The 18,906-nt window shown below is 68.3% G+C and carries 16 protein-coding genes and 1 tRNA gene; 7 read left to right on the forward strand and 10 right to left on the reverse strand.

What is annotated here, in order from left to right:
* Positions 1-3: 3 nt before the first annotated feature.
* Both rpmF and ACXAD2_RS17345 read right to left on the reverse strand, forming a co-directional pair.
* The gene (gene rpmF, locus ACXAD2_RS17340; RefSeq protein WP_066106415.1) at positions 4-210 is read right to left on the reverse strand and encodes a 50S ribosomal protein L32; all 207 of its coding nucleotides are present in this window, start codon (positions 208-210) and stop codon (positions 4-6) included.
* 171 nt (positions 211-381) lie between these two features.
* Entirely contained in the window at positions 382-960 is a 579-nt protein-coding gene (locus ACXAD2_RS17345) for a YceD family protein (RefSeq protein WP_066106418.1), read from the reverse strand.
* A gap of 94 nt (positions 961-1,054) precedes the next feature.
* Between ACXAD2_RS17345 and ACXAD2_RS17350 the strand changes: the two genes are divergently transcribed.
* The 3 genes from ACXAD2_RS17350 (at position 1,055) to ACXAD2_RS17360 (ending at position 3,502) form a co-directional block, all read left to right on the forward strand.
* Positions 1,055-1,507 (forward strand): outer membrane protein assembly factor BamE, encoded by a 453-nt coding sequence (locus ACXAD2_RS17350; RefSeq protein WP_066106421.1) that lies wholly within the window; start codon positions 1,055-1,057, stop codon positions 1,505-1,507.
* A gap of 10 nt (positions 1,508-1,517) precedes the next feature.
* On the forward strand, positions 1,518-2,279 hold the full coding sequence (locus ACXAD2_RS17355; protein ID WP_475172230.1) for a GNAT family N-acetyltransferase: 762 nt from the start codon (positions 1,518-1,520) through the stop codon (positions 2,277-2,279).
* Positions 2,280-2,392: 113 nt separating this feature from the next.
* Positions 2,393-3,502 carry an acetoin utilization protein AcuC gene (locus ACXAD2_RS17360; protein ID WP_475172232.1) on the forward strand — a complete coding sequence of 370 codons (1,110 nt, stop codon included), beginning with the start codon at positions 2,393-2,395 and terminating at the stop codon, positions 3,500-3,502.
* Between the two features lie 70 nt (positions 3,503-3,572).
* Here the strand turns inward: ACXAD2_RS17360 and ACXAD2_RS17365 are convergent.
* Positions 3,573-3,646, reverse strand: a tRNA-Gly gene (locus ACXAD2_RS17365).
* A gap of 107 nt (positions 3,647-3,753) precedes the next feature.
* On the opposite strand from ACXAD2_RS17365, the gene ACXAD2_RS17370 reads away from it, so the two are divergent.
* Positions 3,754-4,770, forward strand: a complete 1,017-nt coding sequence (locus ACXAD2_RS17370) for a serine hydrolase domain-containing protein (RefSeq protein ID WP_475172234.1) — start codon at positions 3,754-3,756, stop codon at positions 4,768-4,770.
* Here ACXAD2_RS17370 and ACXAD2_RS17375 read toward each other — a convergent pair.
* The 7 genes from ACXAD2_RS17375 to ACXAD2_RS17405 all read right to left on the reverse strand — a co-directional run bounded on the left by ACXAD2_RS17375 (position 4,749) and on the right by ACXAD2_RS17405 (position 13,986).
* Positions 4,749-6,848 carry an ASKHA domain-containing protein gene (locus tag ACXAD2_RS17375; RefSeq protein WP_475172236.1) on the reverse strand — a complete coding sequence of 700 codons (2,100 nt, stop codon included), beginning with the start codon at positions 6,846-6,848 and terminating at the stop codon, positions 4,749-4,751. The two genes, ACXAD2_RS17370 and ACXAD2_RS17375, sit on opposite strands and share 22 nt — an antisense overlap.
* Positions 6,849-6,955: 107 nt before the next feature.
* Positions 6,956-7,945, reverse strand: a complete 990-nt coding sequence (locus ACXAD2_RS17380) for a phosphoadenosine phosphosulfate reductase (RefSeq protein WP_475172241.1) — start codon at positions 7,943-7,945, stop codon at positions 6,956-6,958.
* Between the two features lie 281 nt (positions 7,946-8,226).
* The gene (locus ACXAD2_RS17385; RefSeq protein ID WP_475172244.1) at positions 8,227-9,303 is read right to left on the reverse strand and encodes a glycosyltransferase family 2 protein; all 1,077 of its coding nucleotides are present in this window, start codon (positions 9,301-9,303) and stop codon (positions 8,227-8,229) included.
* Positions 9,300-9,998, reverse strand: a complete 699-nt coding sequence (locus ACXAD2_RS17390; protein ID WP_475172246.1) for an FkbM family methyltransferase — start codon at positions 9,996-9,998, stop codon at positions 9,300-9,302. Before ACXAD2_RS17390 ends, ACXAD2_RS17385 begins: the two co-directional genes overlap by 4 nt.
* Positions 9,999-10,001: 3 nt before the next feature.
* Positions 10,002-12,326 carry a glycosyltransferase family 2 protein gene (locus ACXAD2_RS17395; RefSeq protein WP_475172249.1) on the reverse strand — a complete coding sequence of 775 codons (2,325 nt, stop codon included), beginning with the start codon at positions 12,324-12,326 and terminating at the stop codon, positions 10,002-10,004.
* Positions 12,323-12,961: a sulfotransferase family protein gene (locus ACXAD2_RS17400; protein WP_475172252.1), complete on the reverse strand. Its 639-nt coding sequence runs from the start codon at positions 12,959-12,961 to the stop codon at positions 12,323-12,325. The genes ACXAD2_RS17395 and ACXAD2_RS17400 overlap by 4 nt, the downstream gene beginning before the upstream one ends.
* On the reverse strand, positions 12,958-13,986 hold the full coding sequence (locus tag ACXAD2_RS17405) for a glycosyltransferase family 2 protein (RefSeq protein ID WP_475174935.1): 1,029 nt from the start codon (positions 13,984-13,986) through the stop codon (positions 12,958-12,960). The genes ACXAD2_RS17400 and ACXAD2_RS17405 overlap by 4 nt, the downstream gene beginning before the upstream one ends.
* Positions 13,987-14,189: 203 nt before the next feature.
* Between ACXAD2_RS17405 and ACXAD2_RS17410 the strand changes: the two genes are divergently transcribed.
* From ACXAD2_RS17410 to ACXAD2_RS17420, 3 genes are all read left to right on the forward strand, one after another.
* Positions 14,190-15,128 carry an AAA family ATPase gene (locus ACXAD2_RS17410; RefSeq protein ID WP_475172255.1) on the forward strand — a complete coding sequence of 313 codons (939 nt, stop codon included), beginning with the start codon at positions 14,190-14,192 and terminating at the stop codon, positions 15,126-15,128.
* 137 nt (positions 15,129-15,265) lie between these two features.
* The gene (locus tag ACXAD2_RS17415) at positions 15,266-16,522 is read left to right on the forward strand and encodes a vWA domain-containing protein (protein WP_475172258.1); all 1,257 of its coding nucleotides are present in this window, start codon (positions 15,266-15,268) and stop codon (positions 16,520-16,522) included.
* Positions 16,523-16,634: 112 nt separating this feature from the next.
* Positions 16,635-18,782 carry an OmpA family protein gene (locus ACXAD2_RS17420; protein ID WP_475172263.1) on the forward strand — a complete coding sequence of 716 codons (2,148 nt, stop codon included), beginning with the start codon at positions 16,635-16,637 and terminating at the stop codon, positions 18,780-18,782.
* Positions 18,783-18,906 lie beyond the last annotated feature (124 nt).

Here is an 18,906-nt window from a genome sequence, read left to right on the forward strand (position 1 = left end):
AATTTATGCCGCGTCTTCGTCCAGGTCGATCTCGTCGGCCATGGCGACGACCTCACGGTCGGCATAGTGGCCGCAGGAGGGGCAGACGTGGTGCGGGCGCTTCAGTTCGCCGCAGTTGCTGCACTCATTGGGGTTGGCCGCGACGAGCGCGTCATGGGCGCGACGGTTGTTGCGGCGCGATTTCGATACTTTGTTCTGTTGGACGGCCATGTCTCAACCTCGATTGTTCGCGTGTGGGGGCTATACGAGTGCCCGATAACGTTCGGGCGTGTCCGGCCTCATAGTCTTAACCCATGGCGGCTGGCAACCCGGAATTCCGATGAAGGCGCGAAAATAGGTATTTCTTGCAAAGACGCAAGAGAGATTTCGCGCTTATCGCTCTTACTTCTCGTCTTTTTCGTCTTTTGAGAGCTGATCGCGCAGTCCGGCGAGCCCGGCAAACGGGTTCGGACGAGATTCGCGGTCCTGCTCCTCGGCCTCTGCGGCATCGATGATTTGCGACGACTGCTCGGCGGCGGCCTCGGCCCCTTCGCTGCGCGGGTAGGGCGGCAGCGCGAGGCTGAGGGCCTCGGTCAGAATCGACGCAAGGTCGATCACGTCGGGCAGTTCGTCCTCTTCCTCCTCGGGCACTTCGATTTCCGAGCCGGGATCGGGCTCGGCGATCTGCGCGGCGGGACGGAAGACGCGGTTCAGCGGCTCGTCGATCCGCGTGGTCACCGGATCGAGCGTGACGACGCAGGGCTGCACCACGGTGGCGCCAAGCTCGGCGGTCAGCCGATAGGCCCCGCCCGCCTCGGGGCTGAGCCGTCCGGCCAGCCGCGCCTTGCGCAGACCCAGCAGACCCAGCTGCTCGGCCATGGCGGCGCGCTCGTCCGCGTCGGGGCGGAAATCGAATTCGGTGGGGGAGTCGCGGCGCATCGTCGAGACGCGCAGCCGCGCGGGGTTTCCGCCTCTGTCCATAGGCTGGGCTTTCCTTTGCTTGAAGCGCTTGGCTCGGTTGTGTAATGCGGGATAGAAGGCCCGCGAGGGCAAGGCAAGGGGCAGGACTGCGTCCATGGTATCACGGTTGAGATTCGCATTTCTGGCCGGAGCGGCTACGCTGGTATTGAGCGCCTGTACGGCACAGTACCAGACCCACGGTTACGTGCCGCGCGAAGACGAATTGCAGCAGATTGTGCCCGGTATCGACACCCGCGCGACCGTAGAGGACGTCATCGGCGTTCCCACGGCCTCGGGCGTGCTGGATCAGGGCGGCTATTACTACATCGAGTCGGAAGTGCGCAGCTTTGCCTGGCACGAGCCCGAAGTGGTGGACCGGCAGGTGCTGGCGATCACCTTCGACGGGCAGGGCGTGGTGGACAATATCACCCGCTACGGGCTCGAGGATGGCAATGTCGTGCCGCTGACCCGGCGGATCACCCGCACCACCGATGGCGAATTGGGCTTCATCCGCAAGCTCTTCGGCAATATCGGCGGGCTTTCCCTCGGCGATTTCGACCAGCAGTGAGGCACGCGCCATGTCCTCCCGCCTGCACGACGCTGCATCGGGAGAGGGCGGCGTTCTTCTATCCCGCGGCGGCCTGAGGGTCCGCCTCGCGCAAGGCGCTGCCGATGTCGCGGCAGCGCAGCGGCTGCGCGGGCTGGCGTTTTTCGGTCCCGAGGGTGGGGCCGATGTGGACCCGCTCGACACGCGCTGCAGCCACGCACTGATCGAGGATCGCGCCGGGCAACTGCAGGCCTGCTTCCGCTACCTCTGGCTCGATACCAGCGCCGAGATCGGCACCAGCTATTCCGCGCAATATTACGATCTGCAGCGGCTCGCGGGCTACGGCGGGCCGATGATCGAACTGGGGCGCTTCTGCACAAGGCCCGGTCTGGTCGACCCGGATGTGCTGCGGCTGGCGTGGGGGGCGATCACCGCGCTCGTCGATCGGGGCGGCGCGCGGCTGCTCTTTGGCTGCGCCAGTTTCGCCGGGACCGATCCGGCGCCCTATGCAAAGGCTTTCGGCTTTCTTGCGGCGCGCCATGCGGCCCCCGAGCGCTGGCGGATCGGTGCCAAGGCGGCGGAGCGGGTGGGTTTTGTGCCCACCGAGGCAGAAGCGCGCGGGGTGATGCGGCTGATCCCGCCGCTGCTGCGCACCTATCTGGGCATGGGCGGCTGGGTCAGCGATCACGCAGTGGTGGACCGACAGATGAACACGCTGCATGTGTTCACCGGGGTCGAGACCGCCGCCATCCCTCCGGCGCGGGCCAAGGCGCTGCGGGCGATCGCGGGCTAGGTCTCGGGAGTTGGGCTCGTAGAGGGGGCGCTGCCCCCTCGGCCTACGGCCTCACCCCCGGCGTATTTTGAAAGAGAAGAAGCCCGGGGCCGCAGGGCGCGAAAGAGGTAGGCATGGCGATTTTCATCGGATCGGAGATCTATCGCGGCTCGCGCTACGGCGCGCTGCATCCGCTGTCGATCGAGCGGGTGCCGGCGGTGATCGATCTGTGCCGCGCCATGGGCTGGCTGACGGCTCAGGAGTGGCGGGTCTCGCCGCGCGCCAAGCCCGCCGCGCTGACCGATTTTCATGCGCCGGACTATGTGGCGGCGCTGCAAGCGGCGGAGGCGGCGGGGGCCGTGTCGGATCAGACCCGCGAGCGGCACGGGCTGGGCACGCTGTCGAACCCGATCTTTCCCGAGATGTACCGGCGCCCCGCAACGGCGGTGGGCGGCGGGCTGTTGGCGGCGGAGATCGTCGCGGCGGAGGGCAGCGCGGTGTTCAACCCCGGCGGCGGCACGCATCACGCGCTGGCCGACCGCGCCAGCGGCTTTTGCTTTCTCAACGAGCCGGTGCTGACCATCGGCCACCTGCTGCGGCTGGGGATGCGGCGCGTGGCCTATGTGGACATCGACGCACATCACGGCGACGGGGTGGAGATCGCCTTTGACGGATCCGAGCAGGTGCGGGTGATTTCCGTGCATGAGGCGCGGCGCTGGCCCTTCACCGGCGCGCTGGAGGATCGGGCCGGTGGCGCGGCGTTCAACCTGCCGGTGCCGCGGGAGTTCAACGATGCTGAGTTTGCCCATGTGCTGCAGGAGATGATCCTGCCGGCGGTGGCAGCGTTCCGGCCCGACGCGATCTTTTTGCAATGCGGCGCCGATGCGGTGCTGGAGGATCCGCTGGCGCGGCTGGCGCTGTCGAACAACGCCCATGCCTCGGCGGTGCGGGAGCTGCGCGCGCTGGCGCCGCGAATGATCGTCTCGGGCGGCGGCGGCTACAATCCTTGGACGGTGGCGCGCTGCTGGTCGCTGGTCTGGGCCACGCTGTCCGGCCACGAGGTGCCGGAGCATCTGCCCGCCGAGGCGCTGGGGGTGCTGGGGCGGCAGGTCTGGGCACGGCGCGGGCGCCCCTCGGAGGCGCTGTTGACCACGCTGCGCGACGCGCCGCGCGAGGGGCAGCTGCGGGATGAGATCCGCAGCGGTGTCGCGGCGCTCCGGGTGCGTCTCAGGGCTGAGGTCTGAGCGGGCTGGTCTGACGCCTGTGGTCTAGGCTTCGTGATCTAGGCCGCATGATTTAGACTGGCGGGGAGGATGGAGCGGGTAACGGGAATCGAACCCGTAACTTAAGCTTGGGAAGCTCGCGTGATACCTTTTCACCATACCCGCGCTCTGGAGTGCTGATCTACTGGCGGCGCGGGCTGGCGTCAAGCGGCTGCGTCGCGGAAATTGCGCCCCACGCGGCTGTGAACAGGCGTTGGCTTGCCGCAGCGCCCATGACGCGCAAACTTTGTTTCATGAGCCAGTCCTCCGCCGTCTCCCGCCGCGCTTTCCTTGCCACCTCCGCCGCCGCGCTTGGCCTGCCGCTGGCTGCGCCGGCGCTGGCGCAGAGCCGCGCTTGGGCGGGGCGGGCCGAGGGGCTTGATCAGTTGCACGCGCTGCTGGTCTGGCGCGGCGGCACGCCGCTTTATGAAGAGGCGTTTCGCGGGCCGGGGCTTGACCGTATTGCCAACGTCAAATCGGTGTCGAAAACGCTGGTGGCGCTGCTGACCGGCATTGCCATCGAGCAAGGCGAGATCGGCGGCGTCGAGGCGCCTGTGCTGCCGCTTTTGGGACGCGCGCCGACCGGCGACAGCCGCGATGATCTGACCGTGGGCGATCTGCTGTCGATGCGCGGCGGGCTGGTGCGCACCTCTGGGGCGTCTTACGGCGCATGGGTGGCCAGCGACAATTGGCTCGACAGCGCGCTGCAGCCCGATCCGCAGGCGCGGCCGGGTGGGCGGTTCATCTATTCCACGGGGGGCTGGCATGTGCTGGGCGCGGCGCTGAGCGAAGCCACGGGCGAAAGCCTGCTGAGCCTTGCGCGCAGCGGGCTGGGCGATCCCTTGGGCATCGACGTGGCGCCTTGGGTGCGCGATCCGCAGGGGCGGTATCTGGGCGGCAACGACATGGGGCTGACCCCGCGCGGCCTGCTGCGGATCGGCGAGATGGTGCGGCAGAACGGCGGGTGGCAGGGGCGGCAGGTGGTGCCGCAGCGGTGGATCGAGACCTCGTGGCAGCCGCGCGCGCGCTCGCCGTTCTCGGGCGATCAATACGGCTACGGCTGGTTCCTGACGCGGTTCGATGGCGCGCAGGCGGCCTATGCGCGGGGATACGGCGGGCAGATGCTGGTGGTGGTGCCAGAGCGCGAGATGGTGATCGCGATCACCTCGGACCCGATGCGCCCGGCGCGTTCGGGCGGGTATTTCGGCGATTTGCGCGGCCTCGTGGATCAGATCGTCTCAGACGCCTGACCGGGAAGTCCCCGACCGCGCCGCCGCCGCCCGCCGCTGTCGCCCGCGTTGAACTGCGGCTCGGGCAGGGGCGACACTTGGCGCAGATGGGCGAAGGGCGCCTCGGCATGGGGCAGCGCGCTGGCGGCGACGAAATGCTCCTGAAAGCGCGGCTCCACGGCGGTTTCCACCTTGGTGATCTGGCGCACCTGCGCCTCGATCCGGCGCCGCGCCGCAAGGCTGCAGAGCGCGATGCGCGCGCCGGTGCCCGCAGCGTTGCCAGCCGAGGTGACCCGCTCGGGCGGCACATCGGGGATCATCCCCAGCACCAGCGCGTGCAGCGGCGAGATATGCGCGCCGAAGGCCCCGGCCAGCACCACGCAATCGACCTCATCCACCCCCATCTCGTCCATCAGCAGCCGCGCCCCGGCGTAGAGCGCCGCCTTGGCCAGCTGGATGGCGCGAATGTCGGCTTGGGTGACGAGGATGCGCGGCCCGCCCGAGGCGCTGGCGTCATGCAGCAGATAGCCATGGGTGCGCCCCTCGGGGATCATCCGGGCGCTGCCGGTCTGTGCCGCCGAGCCGATCAGCCCGCGCGCATCCACCAGCCCGGCCATGCGCATCTCGGCCACCGCCTCGATGATGCCAGAGCCGCAGATGCCGGTGACGCCGGTGCCTGCGGTGGCTTCGGCAAAGCCGTCCTCGTTGGACCAGAGCGGGCAGCCGATCACCCGAAAGCGCGGCTCTTTGGTGGCCGGGTCGATGCGCACCGCCTCGATGGCACCGGGGGCGGCGCGCTGCCCGGCGCTGATCTGCGCGCCCTCGAAGGCGGGGCCGGTGGGCGAGGAACAGGCAAGCACGCGGCTGCGGTTGCCGAGCAGGATCTCGGCGTTGGTGCCCACATCGACGATCAGCACCAGATCGTCCGACGCGCCCGGATCCTCGGCCAGCGCCACGGCGGCAGCATCGGCGCCCACATGGCCGGCGATCAGCGGCAGCAGGTAGACGCGCGCGCCCGCAGGCAGGGTGGCGAGGCCCAGATCGCGCGCGCCGAGATCGAGCGCAGAGGAGGTGGCGAGGGCGAAGGGCGCCTGTCCCAGCGGCGTCGGGTCGAGGCCGAGCAGCAGGTGGTGCATCACCGGGTTGCCGACGATGGTCACATCGAGCAGGCGATCCGGCGCAATGCCCGCCTCGGCGGTCAGCTCGCCCGCCAGCGCGGCCAGGGCCTCGCGCACGGCGGCGGTCATCTGCACCGCGCCGCCGGGGTTCATCATGGCATAGGACACGCGCGACATCAGATCCTCGCCAAAGCGGATCTGCGGGTTCATCCGGCCCGCCGAAGCCACGACCTCTCCGCTGCGCAGCGAGACCAGATGCGCGGCGATGGTGGTCGAGCCCAGATCCACCGCCAGACCGTAGGCATCGCCTTCCAGCAGGCCGGGCCATGCGGCGACGATCTGCGGCGGCTGGTTCGCATGAGTGTGATGCAGGGCGACGGTGATCCTGCCGCTGCCGTCCTGCAGCGCTTGGCTCAGCGCCGCCAGCACCGGCAGCGCCGGGCGGGCGCCGGAGAGGCCCCACTGCGCCTCCAGCGCCTCGGCGACCCGCTCGGCATCGCCGCTGGGAGCGTGCATGTCGGCGGCGGCGACCTCGATGAAATGCAGGCGGATCGCCGGGTCCATCTCCACCGCGCGGGCGCTGGCGGATTTGCGGATCACCTGCCGGTGCAACTGGCTTTCGGGCGGGACATCAATCACCACGTCCGACAGGATCTGCGCCTGACAGCCAAGGCGGCGCCCCTCGGGCAGGCCGCGCTTGTCGGCATAGCGCTGCTCGGTGGCGTTCCACGCCGAGAGCGCGCCCGGCTCCGAGGTGATCCCATGTTTGGCGAACTGCCCGAAGGCGGGCGCGACCTGACATTTCGAGCAGATGCCCCGGCCGCCGCAGACGCTGTCGAGATCAACGCCCAACCGGCGCGCGGCGTCGAGCACCGGGGTGCCGGTGGGCACGTGGCCGCGTTTGCCCGACGGGGTGAAGACAACGAGCGGGTCAGTGAGCGGGTCTTTGGCGCTTGCGGCGGGAGCCTTGTCTTGGGTCATGCCGTCAGTCTGCGCGGCGCGGGGCAGGCAGGGTTGCCGGAAAACGCCGCCTCAAAGCCCGCGCGCGGCACGGGGCCAAGCGGGGGGCGCGCGGGGTCCGCCTGAGGTCAGCCCTCGGGCGTGACCCCCTCGGCGCGCAGCGCCTCGAGCCGGCGGCGGAAGCGCGGGGCGTTGATCCGCTCGGTGACATTGGCGCAAAGCCATTCGGCCAGCAGCGGACGGTTCTCGGCATCCAGCCGGCTAAGCAGACGCCGCAGATAGGGGATATGGCCGCGCCGCTTGCGCAGCAGCCGCGCCATCTCGGCAGTGTCGAGCCGATCCTCGGCGGCGGCGGAAAGGATCGGGTGGATCAGGTCAAGCTCCAGCAGATCGCCCTGCAGCGCATCGCCCATATAGGGCAGGCGGAAGCGGGTGACATTGCGCCGCTCGAACAGCGCCGCGTGCATGGCATCCATCCGCTGCTGCGGATCGTAGAGCACATAGCCCGCCTGCGCGGCGTCCAGCATGTCGGGCGCGTAGCCGAAGCGCGAGGTGAAATCGACGCGGCGCATCTCGGGGAAGCGATCGTCCCATTCGGCAACGCGCGGATCGAGCGTAGCCTGCGGCTGCAGCAGCACCACGCGCGCCCCGGGCGCGGCCACGGAATAGGCGGCGGCGGCATAGCCGCAGGGACCGGCCCCGTAGAAGATCACCTTGTCGAACTCGTCGAAAAATCCGTCATCGAGCAACTGATCGAAGAAGCGCGTCACCTCTTCGTCGCGGAACCATGTGTCGGCGGTGCAGATCACCGACAGGTTCGACCAGCCTTCGATCGCCTGCATCTCCCAGCCGAGCGGCGTGGCGGTCTGGCTGTAGGCGGAGATGCCGGGCATGCTCTCGAAGGTGACCAGCAGCGTGTCGCCATCCTCGACGAAGATCGCGTGATGCCGCTTGCCCAGCGGTTCGGCAAAGCCATGCTTTTCGCCAAGCTTCGAGATCTCGGCGATCCAATCCGCGCGGGTGAACGCACTAAGATCGACATCCGTGAGGTCGAGCTCATCGTCGAATGCGGGCCGGTCGAGGGGCTGTTCCGCGCTGTCCTTCATGATATCTGCCATTGTCCTGTCGCTTCCGGCACCGTTCCGTAAAACACTCACTGTCGTAACCTTCTCACCTGCCAGTGCGTTCCCCGTGCGTTCCCTTCGGGCCCGTCAGGGCAAAGGGCAGGGCGGCGGCAGGCAAGCGATGGAGGCCAGGTACGGAACGTGCCCGGTATCCTCTGCAGCCTGAGCGCCGAATGGGGCGGAACTGTGTGGCTTTATGGGTAATATGGCGGTGTTACGGCGGCAATCAAAAACTGCCTTTTGAGGAGGCGGCTCTGGCACCGGCGAAAGGGGCCTCAGTCCTCCTCGCCAAGCCGCGCACGGGTCGCCGCCGCGATCAGCGGGCGCGCGAGTTCCGGGCTCAGCGGGCGCGAGGGCGGGGTCATCATCAGACGGCCCATAAGCGCGCGAAAGGGCTCTTCGGCCATCAGCTCGGCAAACCGCGTCTGGCGCCAGCGCACCGCCTGCGCGTGCAGATCGGCCAGTTGCGGATCGGCGGCGAGGTCGGCGCGGCGCGCCGCTGATGGTGCGGCCAGCGCGGCGATGCTGAGGTCTTCGTCGGTGTTGAAATTGCGCTCGCACCAATAGTCGAGCCCGAGCATGTGATCGCTGTGCACCGCGCGGCCCCGGTCGGCCTTCAGCACATAGCTCTCCATCGCCCCGAGCGGGTAGTGGTTGAGCTGCGCCAGCCGGTAGTTCGAGCGCCCGTAGTTCGAAAAGATGCGCCGGGTGTGGAACTGCGCGTCAAACTCGCGCCCCTCGCCATCGAACCAGCGGGCGGCGGCGATCCGGTCGGGATCGGGGTTGCGCGGACGGTGCACGCCCAGCTTCCGATAAGTGCCATCGTTGCGGTAGAACGTCTTGAACATCGCCGAGCGCCACGGCCAGAACATCCGCACCGGCGCGGCGCGGGTGAACTGCTGCGGCACCGGCACATCCATGTAGCGCAGCACCCCGGCGTTGCCGAACAGCCGCCAGGTGAGCGGGATCGCCGTCGCCTCGGGCAGCGCCGCGATGAGTGCGGGCAGGGTGTGATCGCCGGTATGGACGTTGACGAACTCATCCACGTCGAGCGCCAGCAGCCAGTCGGCCTGCTGCACGGCGGGGGCCTTGTCGGCGAGTTTCAGGCCGGTGAACTGGATGCCGCCCTTGTCATAAGGGCCGTCGTTGCGGATGTGGGTCAGCGGCGCGATCTCTGCCAGCCGGTCCAGCATCGCGTCGGTGCCATCCTGACAATCGTTGCTGAGCGCGACCACATGGCTGATCCCGGCGGCGTAATGATGCGCCAGCCAGTCGAGCAGAAAGGCCGCCTCGTTGCGCAGGCAGACAACCGCGGTAATTTTTGGCGCGGTGATCGTCGGACCCGTCCTCACCAGCCGCGCCGAAAGGTGACCACCTTCGCCTCCGACGCCTTGGGGAAATAGGTGAGCCCGGCGCGCTGCATGGCGTCGAACACCGCCTGCACTCCGCGCTGGCCGATCCATTGCGGGTGCAGTTCGATCACCGCCACGCGCAGGCACGACCAGTCGCCAGCGGGCAGCAGTTCGGCCTCGGCGCCCTCGATATCGCAGACCAGCACGTCCGGCGCGGTCTCGGCCAGCACCTCGCGCAGGTCGTGGCGCGGCACGGGCACGGTTTCGGTGATGCTGTCGGGATCGCTCTCGCGGTCCATCGAGGAGGCGAGGAAGTTGCGCCGCACATAAAAGGGCACCGGATCACCGCCGTCTGGCGAGAGCAGCGCATTGCGCAGATCGACATTGCTGACGCCATTGGCGGCGTGCACCTGCCGGATATAGGGGATCAGCGCCGGGTTCGCCTCGTAGCTGGTGACGCTGGCCACCTTGCGCCGCACCGACAGCAGCGTCGACATATAGCCAATGCCGCCGCCCAGTTCGAGCACCCGGTCGCCTTCGTGCACCACGCGGCTCACGGCGTCGCATTCCTTGCGTTCGTAGGTCTCGCCCTTGATCGCGCCGCGCACGCGCCCGGTGGTCAGCTGCGGATGCTTGGGGATGCGCAGCCCGCGCGAATGCAGATAGGGGTCGCGCGGCGGTTTGGCCGTGTCCATCGCTCAGCTCTCCATGTCCAGCGACAGCGCCCATGCGACGCGCTCGGCGGGGGTGAGGCGCAGCGCCAGCGCCTGATCGTAAAGCTCGGCAAATTCGGGCGTGGCGCGCAGCTCGGTGGCTTTGGCGCGGTGCCACGCCTGCCCGGCGCGGTGCAGGCGGGCAAGTTCGGGGTCGGCCAGAAGCCGGTCCATCTCGGCGCGCAGGCGCGGCAGATTGCGCTGGATGGTGAGATCGCGCGCCCCCGACCAGTCCATGCGGATCCAGTAGTTCAGCCCGATCGCCCGGTCCACATGCAGCGCCCGCCCGCGCTGGCGCTTGATCAGATAGCTTTCCGCCGAGCGCAGGGCGTAATGGTTGAGTTGCACCAGATCGTAACCGACGGATTTGCGCGAGTTGCGCCAGCCGTTCCGCGCCACCTCCGCCGTCATGTCACGGCCCGAGCCATTGACCCAAGTCACCGCCTCCTCGGCGGCCTTGCGAAGCTTGTTGGGGCGGTGGCACGAGAGCTTGGCATAGGCGCCATCGTTGCGCATCAGGGTCTTGAAGCCCCATGTAGTGTGCGGCTTGGGGCTGTAGCGCGGCGCGCAATCGGTGAATTGCGCGATCACCGGCGCATCGCTCAGCGCCCGCACCCCGCCATGCCCAAAGAGCCGCCACGTCAGGGCGAAATGGCTGGCCTTGGGCGCGGCGGCAAAGAGATCATCCAGCGTGCCATTGCCGGTGCGGATGTTGACGAACTCATCGACGTCGATGTGCAGCAGCCAATGCGCGGCGCGTACCAGCGGCTCGTCTTGCGCGGCGTCGAGCGCGTGCTGCTGCGGCGAGCTACCGGACCATGCGGAGTTGTCGCGGTGCTGCAGCACGCCCATGGCTTGCAACCGGTTCAGGATCGCATCGGTGCCATCTTCGCAATCGTTGGAATAGATCAGGAAGTCATCCGCGCCGATGGCGCGGTGATAGGCGATCCATTCGACGATATAGGGTGCCTCGTTCTTCATGCAGCCGAGGATGACGCGGCGGTCCTGCGTCTCAGCCGGGCGCGGCGCGGGCGTGTAGTCCGGCGCCGGGGCGGTCTCGTCCAACGTGCCGTGATTGTTGTGCGGCAGCCATGGCGAGCCCTGCAGACCCGCCAGTTTCTGCGCCACATGCGGCGGAAGGCCGGGGGCTGTGGTCGGGGCTGCTTTTGGGGTGTTTTGGAGGGCGGCGCGCTCCGAGGCTTGCGCTTCTTTCGAGGCGCGCTCGATGCGCCAGCGGAAGGCAATGAGGTATTGCGTGGCGCGAAAGCCAAAGAGCGGATCGGCCTCTTGCCACGGCGCACCCGTGCTGGGCGCGCTGCCGATGTCCAGTTGCAGCCCCGGATGCTGCGCGCAGAGCGCTTCGATATCCGCAGCGAAACGGTCATTCACCGGCGCCAGCGCGGCCGGATCCAGCGGCGCGCCCTTCACCTTGATCTCGGTCAGCAGCCGCCGCCAGAGCGGGCGCTGCAGCACCAGCCCTGGATCGGTGGCAAGACGGCGCAGCAGCACCTCGTTCATCCTCCGGCAGCGGCTGAGCCATGCGGCAGAGGGGGCCTTGGGCGGCTCTGCTGGTTCTGCCCGCCCGATGGTCTCAGGAATGCCGAAGGCCGCGCGGATCTCCTCGGTGACCTCCGCGCCGTATAGCCGCTGCGGATCGACGCTGCGCATCTGCACGGTGCCGGGGCCAAAGACCGCCTGCCACTCGCGCTGCAGCCGCGCGAGATCGAGCCACTGCGGCGCGCCCTGTGCCTCGGGGAACTGCCCGGCACGCGGATCGCGCGGCGGTCGGCTCACCAGCGCGGCCTGCCACCAGTCGGGCGCGTCCAGCAAGCCAAGCTCCAGATCCAGCCCGCGCGCGCGTCCCTCCATCAGCTGCGCCGCATAGCTGCGCGCCAGCATCTGCGCGGGCGTGTCCACATGCGCGACAATGGTGATGTCTTCGCTGAGCGGGGTGAGCAGCGCCCGCAGCCGCGTCAGCTCTGAGGCACTCACCAGCGCAGACCCAAGCTGATGCGCCGCGAGGATGAGCAGATCGGGCTCCGCCGCCTCGACCTCGGCCCGCAGGTCCGCCGCCACCGCGTCGCGCAGCACGGCCTGCGCCTCAGGGGTGGCGCAGCCGCGGCTCCAGCGCAGCGCATCCACTGCCTGCGGATCGCTCACCGCCATGTAAAGCCGCGTGTGGTTGCGCGCGCCAAGGCTGCGGGAATAGAGCACGCCGCGCTTGGCCAACTGCCTGCGCTTGCCGTCCAGCACCCGCTGCAGCCGGTCGGCGATCTGGGCCTCGGGACCGATGTGAACGCAAATTCTCATGGCGTCTCCGCCGCCGCGCCGCGCCGCCCCGAGAGGTTCTCGTTGGCCTTGCCCCACCACGGCAGATCAACGCCGAGATGCGCCGAGATACGCACCGGTGCTTCGGGGTCGTCGATGTCATAGGCAAGAAAGCGCGGGTCATCCGCGAAGATGCGGGCGAGAAAGGCATGATGCGCGGCGATCCACTGCGCCCGCTCCAGCCGGGTCTCGCCATAGCCCGCGGGCAGGCCGGGCACCGCACCGCGCGGAAGGCGGTTGCTGCCAAGGTCGGACCAGCGCAGCATGGAATGCGCCATCGCCTGCGGGTCGCGCGTCGAGGCCAGGAACTTCAGCTCGGGATGGCGGCTGCGCAGCGCCTCGATCAGCCCGAAGTCGGTCTGCGGCCAGAGGCAGAGCCGCGTGTTGAGCACGCTGATCTCGGTCAGCGCATCGAGCCCGCCGAGCCGCTGCAACGGATCGCCCGAGCCGAAATAGCCATCATAGAGCTGCCGCGCCACAAAGCTGCCTGCGATCGACGGGTCGGGACATTTGCCGCGCCGCAGCCGGTAGTCGGCGACGCGCAGCCCGGCCCGCTCCAGCGCGACGCCGAGCGTTGTGGTGCCGCTCTTGGGCAGGCCGAGGTTCACGACGATCATCGCGGTGTCTCCGCAAGGCCAAGCTCGGCGATCAGCTCGGCCTCACCCGGCGGCAGCGCGGGCAGGGCGGCCAGATGCGCGGCGCGGGCGGCGATCTCGGGCCGGGCGCGCAGCATGCCGACCTTGGCGCGATGCGCCTGCACCGACAGATCATGCAGCCGCGCCACCTCGGGCAGGGTGCGCAGCGCGGCGATCTCTTCCTCCAGCGCCGGAAGCATCCGCTGGATCGAGCGGTCTTCCCATGCCGGGTCGTTGCGCTCTTGCCAGTAGCTCTCGTCGAACACCCGGCCCTCGCGGTTCACGTCGCCGCGCTCGGTTTTCACCAGATAGCTGTCGACCGAGCGCAGCGCGTAATGGTTGAGCGTCGCAAAGCGCCGCGCCCCGGCGGCGGGGAACTTGCGGATGCGGCGCGGTTTGGCAGCGCTGAGGAACGGGCCGGGCACGGCGCGCCCGGCGCCATCGGTCCAGCTTTCGGGCGCGCGGGACTTGCGGGCAAAGGGGCGATGGGCACCGAAATATTGCAGCGGGAAGTCGCGGCGGACCAGCGTCTTCACCTCGATGGCGCTCTGGTCGCACCAGAGGTCGGGGTTGTGCGCACGGCAGAACTGGCCGATCACCGGACGGTCCTCGAAGGTCTCGACGCCATCATTGGCGAAGAACTGAAAGCTGAGCGAGATCGCCTGTGGATTGCCACACGCCTCGATCAGCGCGGCAAAGCTGTGATCGCCCACGTGGATATTGGGAAACTCGTCCACGTCCGCCACCCAGACCCAATCGGCGCCGGTGACCAGATCCTGCCGTGCGGCGTCCTTCAGCGCCTCCATCTGGTAATTCCGCCCCTCGGCCGGGTTCGGCAGATGCCGGACGCCCGCGGGCGCCAGCGCGTCCAGCAGCGCATCGGTGCCATCGTCGCAATCATTGGAATAGATCAGAAAGTCGGTGACGCCGATCAGCCGATGATAGGCCACCCATTCGAGCACGAAGGGGCCCTCGTTCTTCACGCAGGTGACCGCGCAGATGCGCAGCCCGCTTGCCGATGGTGTCGCCATGTCGCTGCCCGTCGCCGCCCGTCCCCATCCGAGGGTTTCTCCCCCGTGATATTGCCTTTGACCATCGCATCTTGCCCCGGCTGCGTCAACGCGGCGCGGCGATAGAGCCAAAGGTCGGTAACGCTGGGATCTTGACCGGATGCGCGCGGACGGGCAGCAAGAGAGGCAGGAGGAGGCACATGATGGATCACCAAGGCGCCGGTCTGCCCGGCTCGATCGATGCGGTGCAAGACATGCTGGCCCGCAGCGGCTATGTCTGCCCGCGCCCGTTGGCCACGGTGCTGTTTCTGGCGCTGCGGCTCGGGCGGCCGCTGTTTCTCGAAGGCGAGGCGGGGGTCGGCAAGACCGAGATCGCCAAGGCGCTGAGCCTTGCCACCGGGCGGCGGCTGATCCGCCTGCAATGCTACGAGGGGCTGGATGCGGCGACGGCGGTCTACGAGTGGAACTTTCCGGCGCAGATGATCGCCATCCGCGCCGCCGAAGCTGCGGGCACTCTGGCGGGCGGGGCCGACCGCGGCCAGCTGCAGCATGATCTCTTCGGCCCGGACTTCCTGATCGAGCGGCCTTTGCTGCAGGCGATGCGCCCGGATGAGACCGGCGCGCCGATCCTGCTGATCGACGAGCTGGACCGCACCGACGAGCCCTTCGAGGCGTTTCTGCTTGAGGCGCTGAGCGATTTTCAGGTCACCATCCCCGAGCTTGGCACGATCACCGCGCCCGAGCCGCCGGTGGTGATCCTCACCTCCAACCGCACCCGCGAGGTGCATGACGCGCTGAAGCGGCGCTGCCTTTATCACTGGGTCGACTACCCCGATTTTGACCGCGAGCTGGAGATCCTGCACGCCCGCGCCCCGGAGGTGGCCGAGGCGCTGTCGCGGCAGATCGTGGCCTTCGTACAGGCGTTGCGCACCGAGGACCTGTTCAAGAAACCGGGCGTGGCGGAAACCATCGACTGGGCGAAATGCCTGCTGGCGCTTGATGTGATCGACCTCTCGCCCGAGGTGATCTCGGACACGCTCGGCGCGATCCTGAAGTATCAGGATGACATCATGAAAATCCAAGGCTCCGAAGCCAAACGCCTGCTCGACGAAGCCAAATCCTCGCTCGAGACCGCATGACGCTTCGTCTAGACCGAAATATCCCGGGGGTCCGGGGGCAGCGCCCCCGGCTGCCCTGTGTCCGGGGGCAGAGCCCCCGGCTGTCCTGTGTCTGGGGGCAGAGCCCCCGAAACTTCGCCGTCCGGATCCTGCACTAGATGGCCGAACAAATCCCCCTCACGCTCCCCGAGCACCCGCGCCTCGCGCAGAACATCCTGCATTTTGCCCGCGCGCTGCGCCGCGCCGGATTGCCGGTGGGGCCGGGCCGCGTGGTGGATGCGGTGCGGGCGGTGGAGGCGGCGGGGTTCACCGACCGGATGGATTTCTACTGGACACTGCACGCCTGTTTCGTCTCGCGCCCCGAGCAGCGGCTGGTCTTTGCGCAGGTGTTTCGCCTCTACTGGCGCGACCCGCGCTATCTCGAGCACATGATGTCGATGATGCTCCCGGCGGTGCGCGGCGTACAAGAGGAAAAGCGCGCGCAATCGGCCGAGAAGCGCGCCGCGCAGGCGCTGCTGGGCGACGCGCTGCCCGATCTGCCAGAAGAGCCGCCGGAAGAGGAGGCGACGAAGATCGAGGTCGACGCGTCGTTCACCGTCTCGCGCGAGGAACGGCTCAAGAGCCTCGATTTCGAACAGATGTCCACCGAAGAGATTGCCGAGGCTAAGCGCATGCTGGCCCGGCTGACCCTGCCGGTGAAACCCTTGCCCTCGCGCCGCGGCATTGCCTCGCTGCGCGGGCGGCGGATCGACGGGCGGCGCAGCCTGCGCGCGGCCCTGCGGCAAGGCGGAGAGCTGCGCGAGCTCGCCTATCTCAAACCGCGCGAGAAATGGCCGAACCTCGTGGTGCTCTGCGATATCTCTGGCTCGATGAGCCAATACTCGCGGATGGTGCTGCATTTCCTGCACGCGGTGGCCAACCGCAAGGGCGCGGGCTGGGCGCGGGTGCATGCCTTCACCTTTGGCACGCGGCTCACCAATATCACCCGCCATCTGGCCACGCGCGACGTGGATGCGGCGCTGCGCGCGGCGGGGGCCGAGGCGCAGGACTGGGAGGGCGGCACGCGGATCGGTGGCTGCCTGCACGCGTTTAACCGCGACTGGAGCCGCCGCGTTCTGGGGCAGGGCGCGGTGGTGCTTCTGATCACCGACGGGCTCGACCGCGACAACGCGGGGCTGCTCGGGCGGGAAATGCAGCGTCTGCATCTTTCGGCGCGGCGGCTGATCTGGCTCAACCCGCTGCTGCGCTGGGATGGGTTCGCCCCCAAGGCGGCGGGCATTCGCGCCATGCTGCCGCATGTGGACAGTTTTCGCGCCGGCCATTCCATCGCCTCACTGGAGGCGCTCGGCGAGGTGATCTCCAGCACCGGCGACAGCGGCGAGAAGGCGCGGCTCATGGCCTTGCTGCAGGAATAAGAAAAGTTCCATCCAAAAGGTGATTATTTTTTAGACGTTTTGAATGAACCTTTGTTCGTCCGCGACGTTGCCCCCTCATGCCGCGAAAGCGGAGAGGAGAAAGGACGACAAGATGACCAAGGGTCTTCTCAAATCGACGACCATGCTCGCGCTGGCAGCCAGCCTCGCGATGCCTGCCGCCGCGCAGAGCAACAACGGCGCGGATTGCGCCAAGACGCCCGACGCCCCTGCCTGTGCGCCCGAAAACGCGCAACAGAAGGGTGAGCAGGCCAAGGGTGATCAGGCCAAGGCCAAGCAGAGCAAAGGCGAGGAAAAGCCGGGCAAGGCCAAGAAGGCCGAGGCCGACGCCGCTGCCGAGACCGGTAAAGACGCTGGCGGCAAGCAGGCGAAGGGCAAAGAGCAGACCGCCGAGCCTGCCGCGACGCAGACCGCAGCAGAGCCCGCTGTGGACGCGCCGAAGGCCCAGACCGGGGTCTCCGCAGAGGCGGACGCGGCTCCGGGCAAGAAGGCGAAGCAGGCGCAGAAGGCAAGCGAGCCGGGCATCGCCGAGGGGGAGGCCAGCACCGCCGCCGCGGCAGAGCCCAAGCTCGACGCCGGGACGCAGGCAACCAAGCAGGCACCTGAGCAGACGCAGGATGCGCAGAGCGCCGACCGCCAGCCCAAAGGTCTGAAGGCTCAGCAGGACGCCGAAGCCAAAACGCAGGCGCCCAAGGCCGACAGTGCGGCAAAGGCGCCCGCCGCTGGCGCAGCCGCCGCGACGGAGCAGACGGCACCGGCGGATGGCGATGTGGCATCGGACGATCTCGCCAAAAAGCTCGAAACGCAGCAGGACGGCACGGTCGAGGCAGAGGCAGACAAGAAGCCGAAGGCGCAGCAAACCACTGAGGCGCCCACTGCGGCAGAGGCCGCACCGGCACCGAAGGCTGATGCCCAAGCTGAGACCACAGCCGAGACCAAGGCCGAGACGAAACCCGGCGGCGACGTGAAGGCCGAGGACCTGGCCAATGAGCTCGGCGGCAAAGACCCCGAGGCGCAGGACGCACCGCGCGCCGCAGACAGCCAGCAGACCGCACCGGAGCAGACCGCCGCAGAGCAAACGGGCCAGCAGCCCGCGCCCGAGCAGGAGGCCCCGAAGAAGCAAAGCGCGGAGGCGCAGGCCGAAGCGGTGGCTCGTCAGGACAAGCAGGAGGCCAAAGTGGCCGCCGCCGCCGCGAGCGAGTCCGACAGCAGCGAGGCGGAACTGACCGAAGAAACGCTGACCGACGCCGACGTGCGCAGCTCGGACGAGGATTTCGCCACCGACCTGCAGTCGCGCAAAGACGCACGCAAAGAGGCCCGCAAAGAGCGCGCCAAGAAAGACGATGACGACGACGAAGACGGGCTCAGCAACTTCGAAAAAGCTGCGCTGCTTGGTCTCGGCACCTTCGCGCTGAGCCAGATGGTCGGCGATGACGCGCAGGTGGTGCAGAACACCGGCGACCGCGTCGTGGTCGAAGAGAACGGCCAGTACCGCGTGCTGCGCAACGACGACGTGCTGCTGCGTCAGCCCGGCTCGGACGTAAAGACCTACCGCTATGACGACGGCTCGACCCGCACCGTCGTGGCCTATGACGACGGCACCACGGTCGAGACGATCAAGGCCGCCGATGGCCGGGTGCTGCGCCGTGCGCGCATCCTTCCCGATGGTCAGCAGGTCATGCTGTTTGACGACACGCAGCAGGCGCAGGACGTGGTGGTGAGCGAGCTGCCGCAGGCCCGCACCCAGCGTCTCAACTTCCGCGACCTGCAGGGCGAGGACCTTGCCGCCGCGCTGGCCGCTCAGGAAGCCGAGGGTGTGAACCGGGCCTTCTCGCTGAACCAGATCCGCAACATCGACCGCGTGCGCCATCTGGTGCCCGAGATCTCGGTGGACACGGTGACCTTTCCGACCAACTCCGCGGCGATCCGCCCTGGTGAGGCCGAGGAACTGGCGGCGCTCGGCAATGCGATGAAGCGGATGATCGAGCAGAACCCATCGGAGGTCTTCCTGATCGAGGGCCACACCGACGCCACCGGCTCGGCCAGCTACAACCTCGCGCTCTCGGACCGCCGGGCGGAATCCGTGGCGCTGGCGCTGACCGAATATTTCGACGTGCCGCCGTCGAACATGGTGCTGCAGGGCTACGGCGAGAGCGATCTTGCGGTGCAAAGCCAGGGCGACGAGCGTGAGAACCGCCGCGCCGCCGTGCGCCGGATCACCACGCTGCTGCAGGGCGACTGACGCCCGACCGAGCACACCAAAGAAGCGCCCGCCCGGTTCCCCGTGGCGGGCGCTTTTCATTACTACGAAGCGGTGGCCGTAATCGCTTTAACGCCGTTGCTCCAACGTCGCCGCTTTATCTTCT

This window comes from Salipiger sp. ABN3_019 (genome assembly GCF_056158605.1).

Excerpts from the sequence above, each read along its gene's own strand:
- ACXAD2_RS17410 (WP_475172255.1), top strand. The coding sequence starts at position 14,190 with ATGATGGATCACCAAGGCGCCGGTCTGCCCGGCTCGATCGATGCGGTG.
- ACXAD2_RS17360 (WP_475172232.1), top strand. The coding sequence starts at position 2,393 with ATGGCGATTTTCATCGGATCGGAGATCTATCGCGGCTCGCGCTACGGC.
- ACXAD2_RS17345 (WP_066106418.1), bottom strand. The coding sequence starts at position 960 with ATGGACAGAGGCGGAAACCCCGCGCGGCTGCGCGTCTCGACGATGCGC.
- ACXAD2_RS17420 (WP_475172263.1), top strand. The coding sequence starts at position 16,635 with ATGACCAAGGGTCTTCTCAAATCGACGACCATGCTCGCGCTGGCAGCC.
- ACXAD2_RS17375 (WP_475172236.1), bottom strand. The coding sequence starts at position 6,848 with ATGACCCAAGACAAGGCTCCCGCCGCAAGCGCCAAAGACCCGCTCACT.
- ACXAD2_RS17390 (WP_475172246.1), bottom strand. The coding sequence starts at position 9,998 with ATGGACACGGCCAAACCGCCGCGCGACCCCTATCTGCATTCGCGCGGG.
- ACXAD2_RS17355 (WP_475172230.1), top strand. The coding sequence starts at position 1,518 with ATGTCCTCCCGCCTGCACGACGCTGCATCGGGAGAGGGCGGCGTTCTT.
- ACXAD2_RS17370 (WP_475172234.1), top strand. The coding sequence starts at position 3,754 with ATGACGCGCAAACTTTGTTTCATGAGCCAGTCCTCCGCCGTCTCCCGC.
- ACXAD2_RS17380 (WP_475172241.1), bottom strand. The coding sequence starts at position 7,945 with ATGGCAGATATCATGAAGGACAGCGCGGAACAGCCCCTCGACCGGCCC.
- ACXAD2_RS17415 (WP_475172258.1), top strand. The coding sequence starts at position 15,266 with ATGGCCGAACAAATCCCCCTCACGCTCCCCGAGCACCCGCGCCTCGCG.
- ACXAD2_RS17350 (WP_066106421.1), top strand. The coding sequence starts at position 1,055 with ATGGTATCACGGTTGAGATTCGCATTTCTGGCCGGAGCGGCTACGCTG.
- rpmF (WP_066106415.1), bottom strand. The coding sequence starts at position 210 with ATGGCCGTCCAACAGAACAAAGTATCGAAATCGCGCCGCAACAACCGT.
- ACXAD2_RS17400 (WP_475172252.1), bottom strand. The coding sequence starts at position 12,961 with ATGATCGTCGTGAACCTCGGCCTGCCCAAGAGCGGCACCACAACGCTC.
- ACXAD2_RS17395 (WP_475172249.1), bottom strand. The coding sequence starts at position 12,326 with ATGAGAATTTGCGTTCACATCGGTCCCGAGGCCCAGATCGCCGACCGG.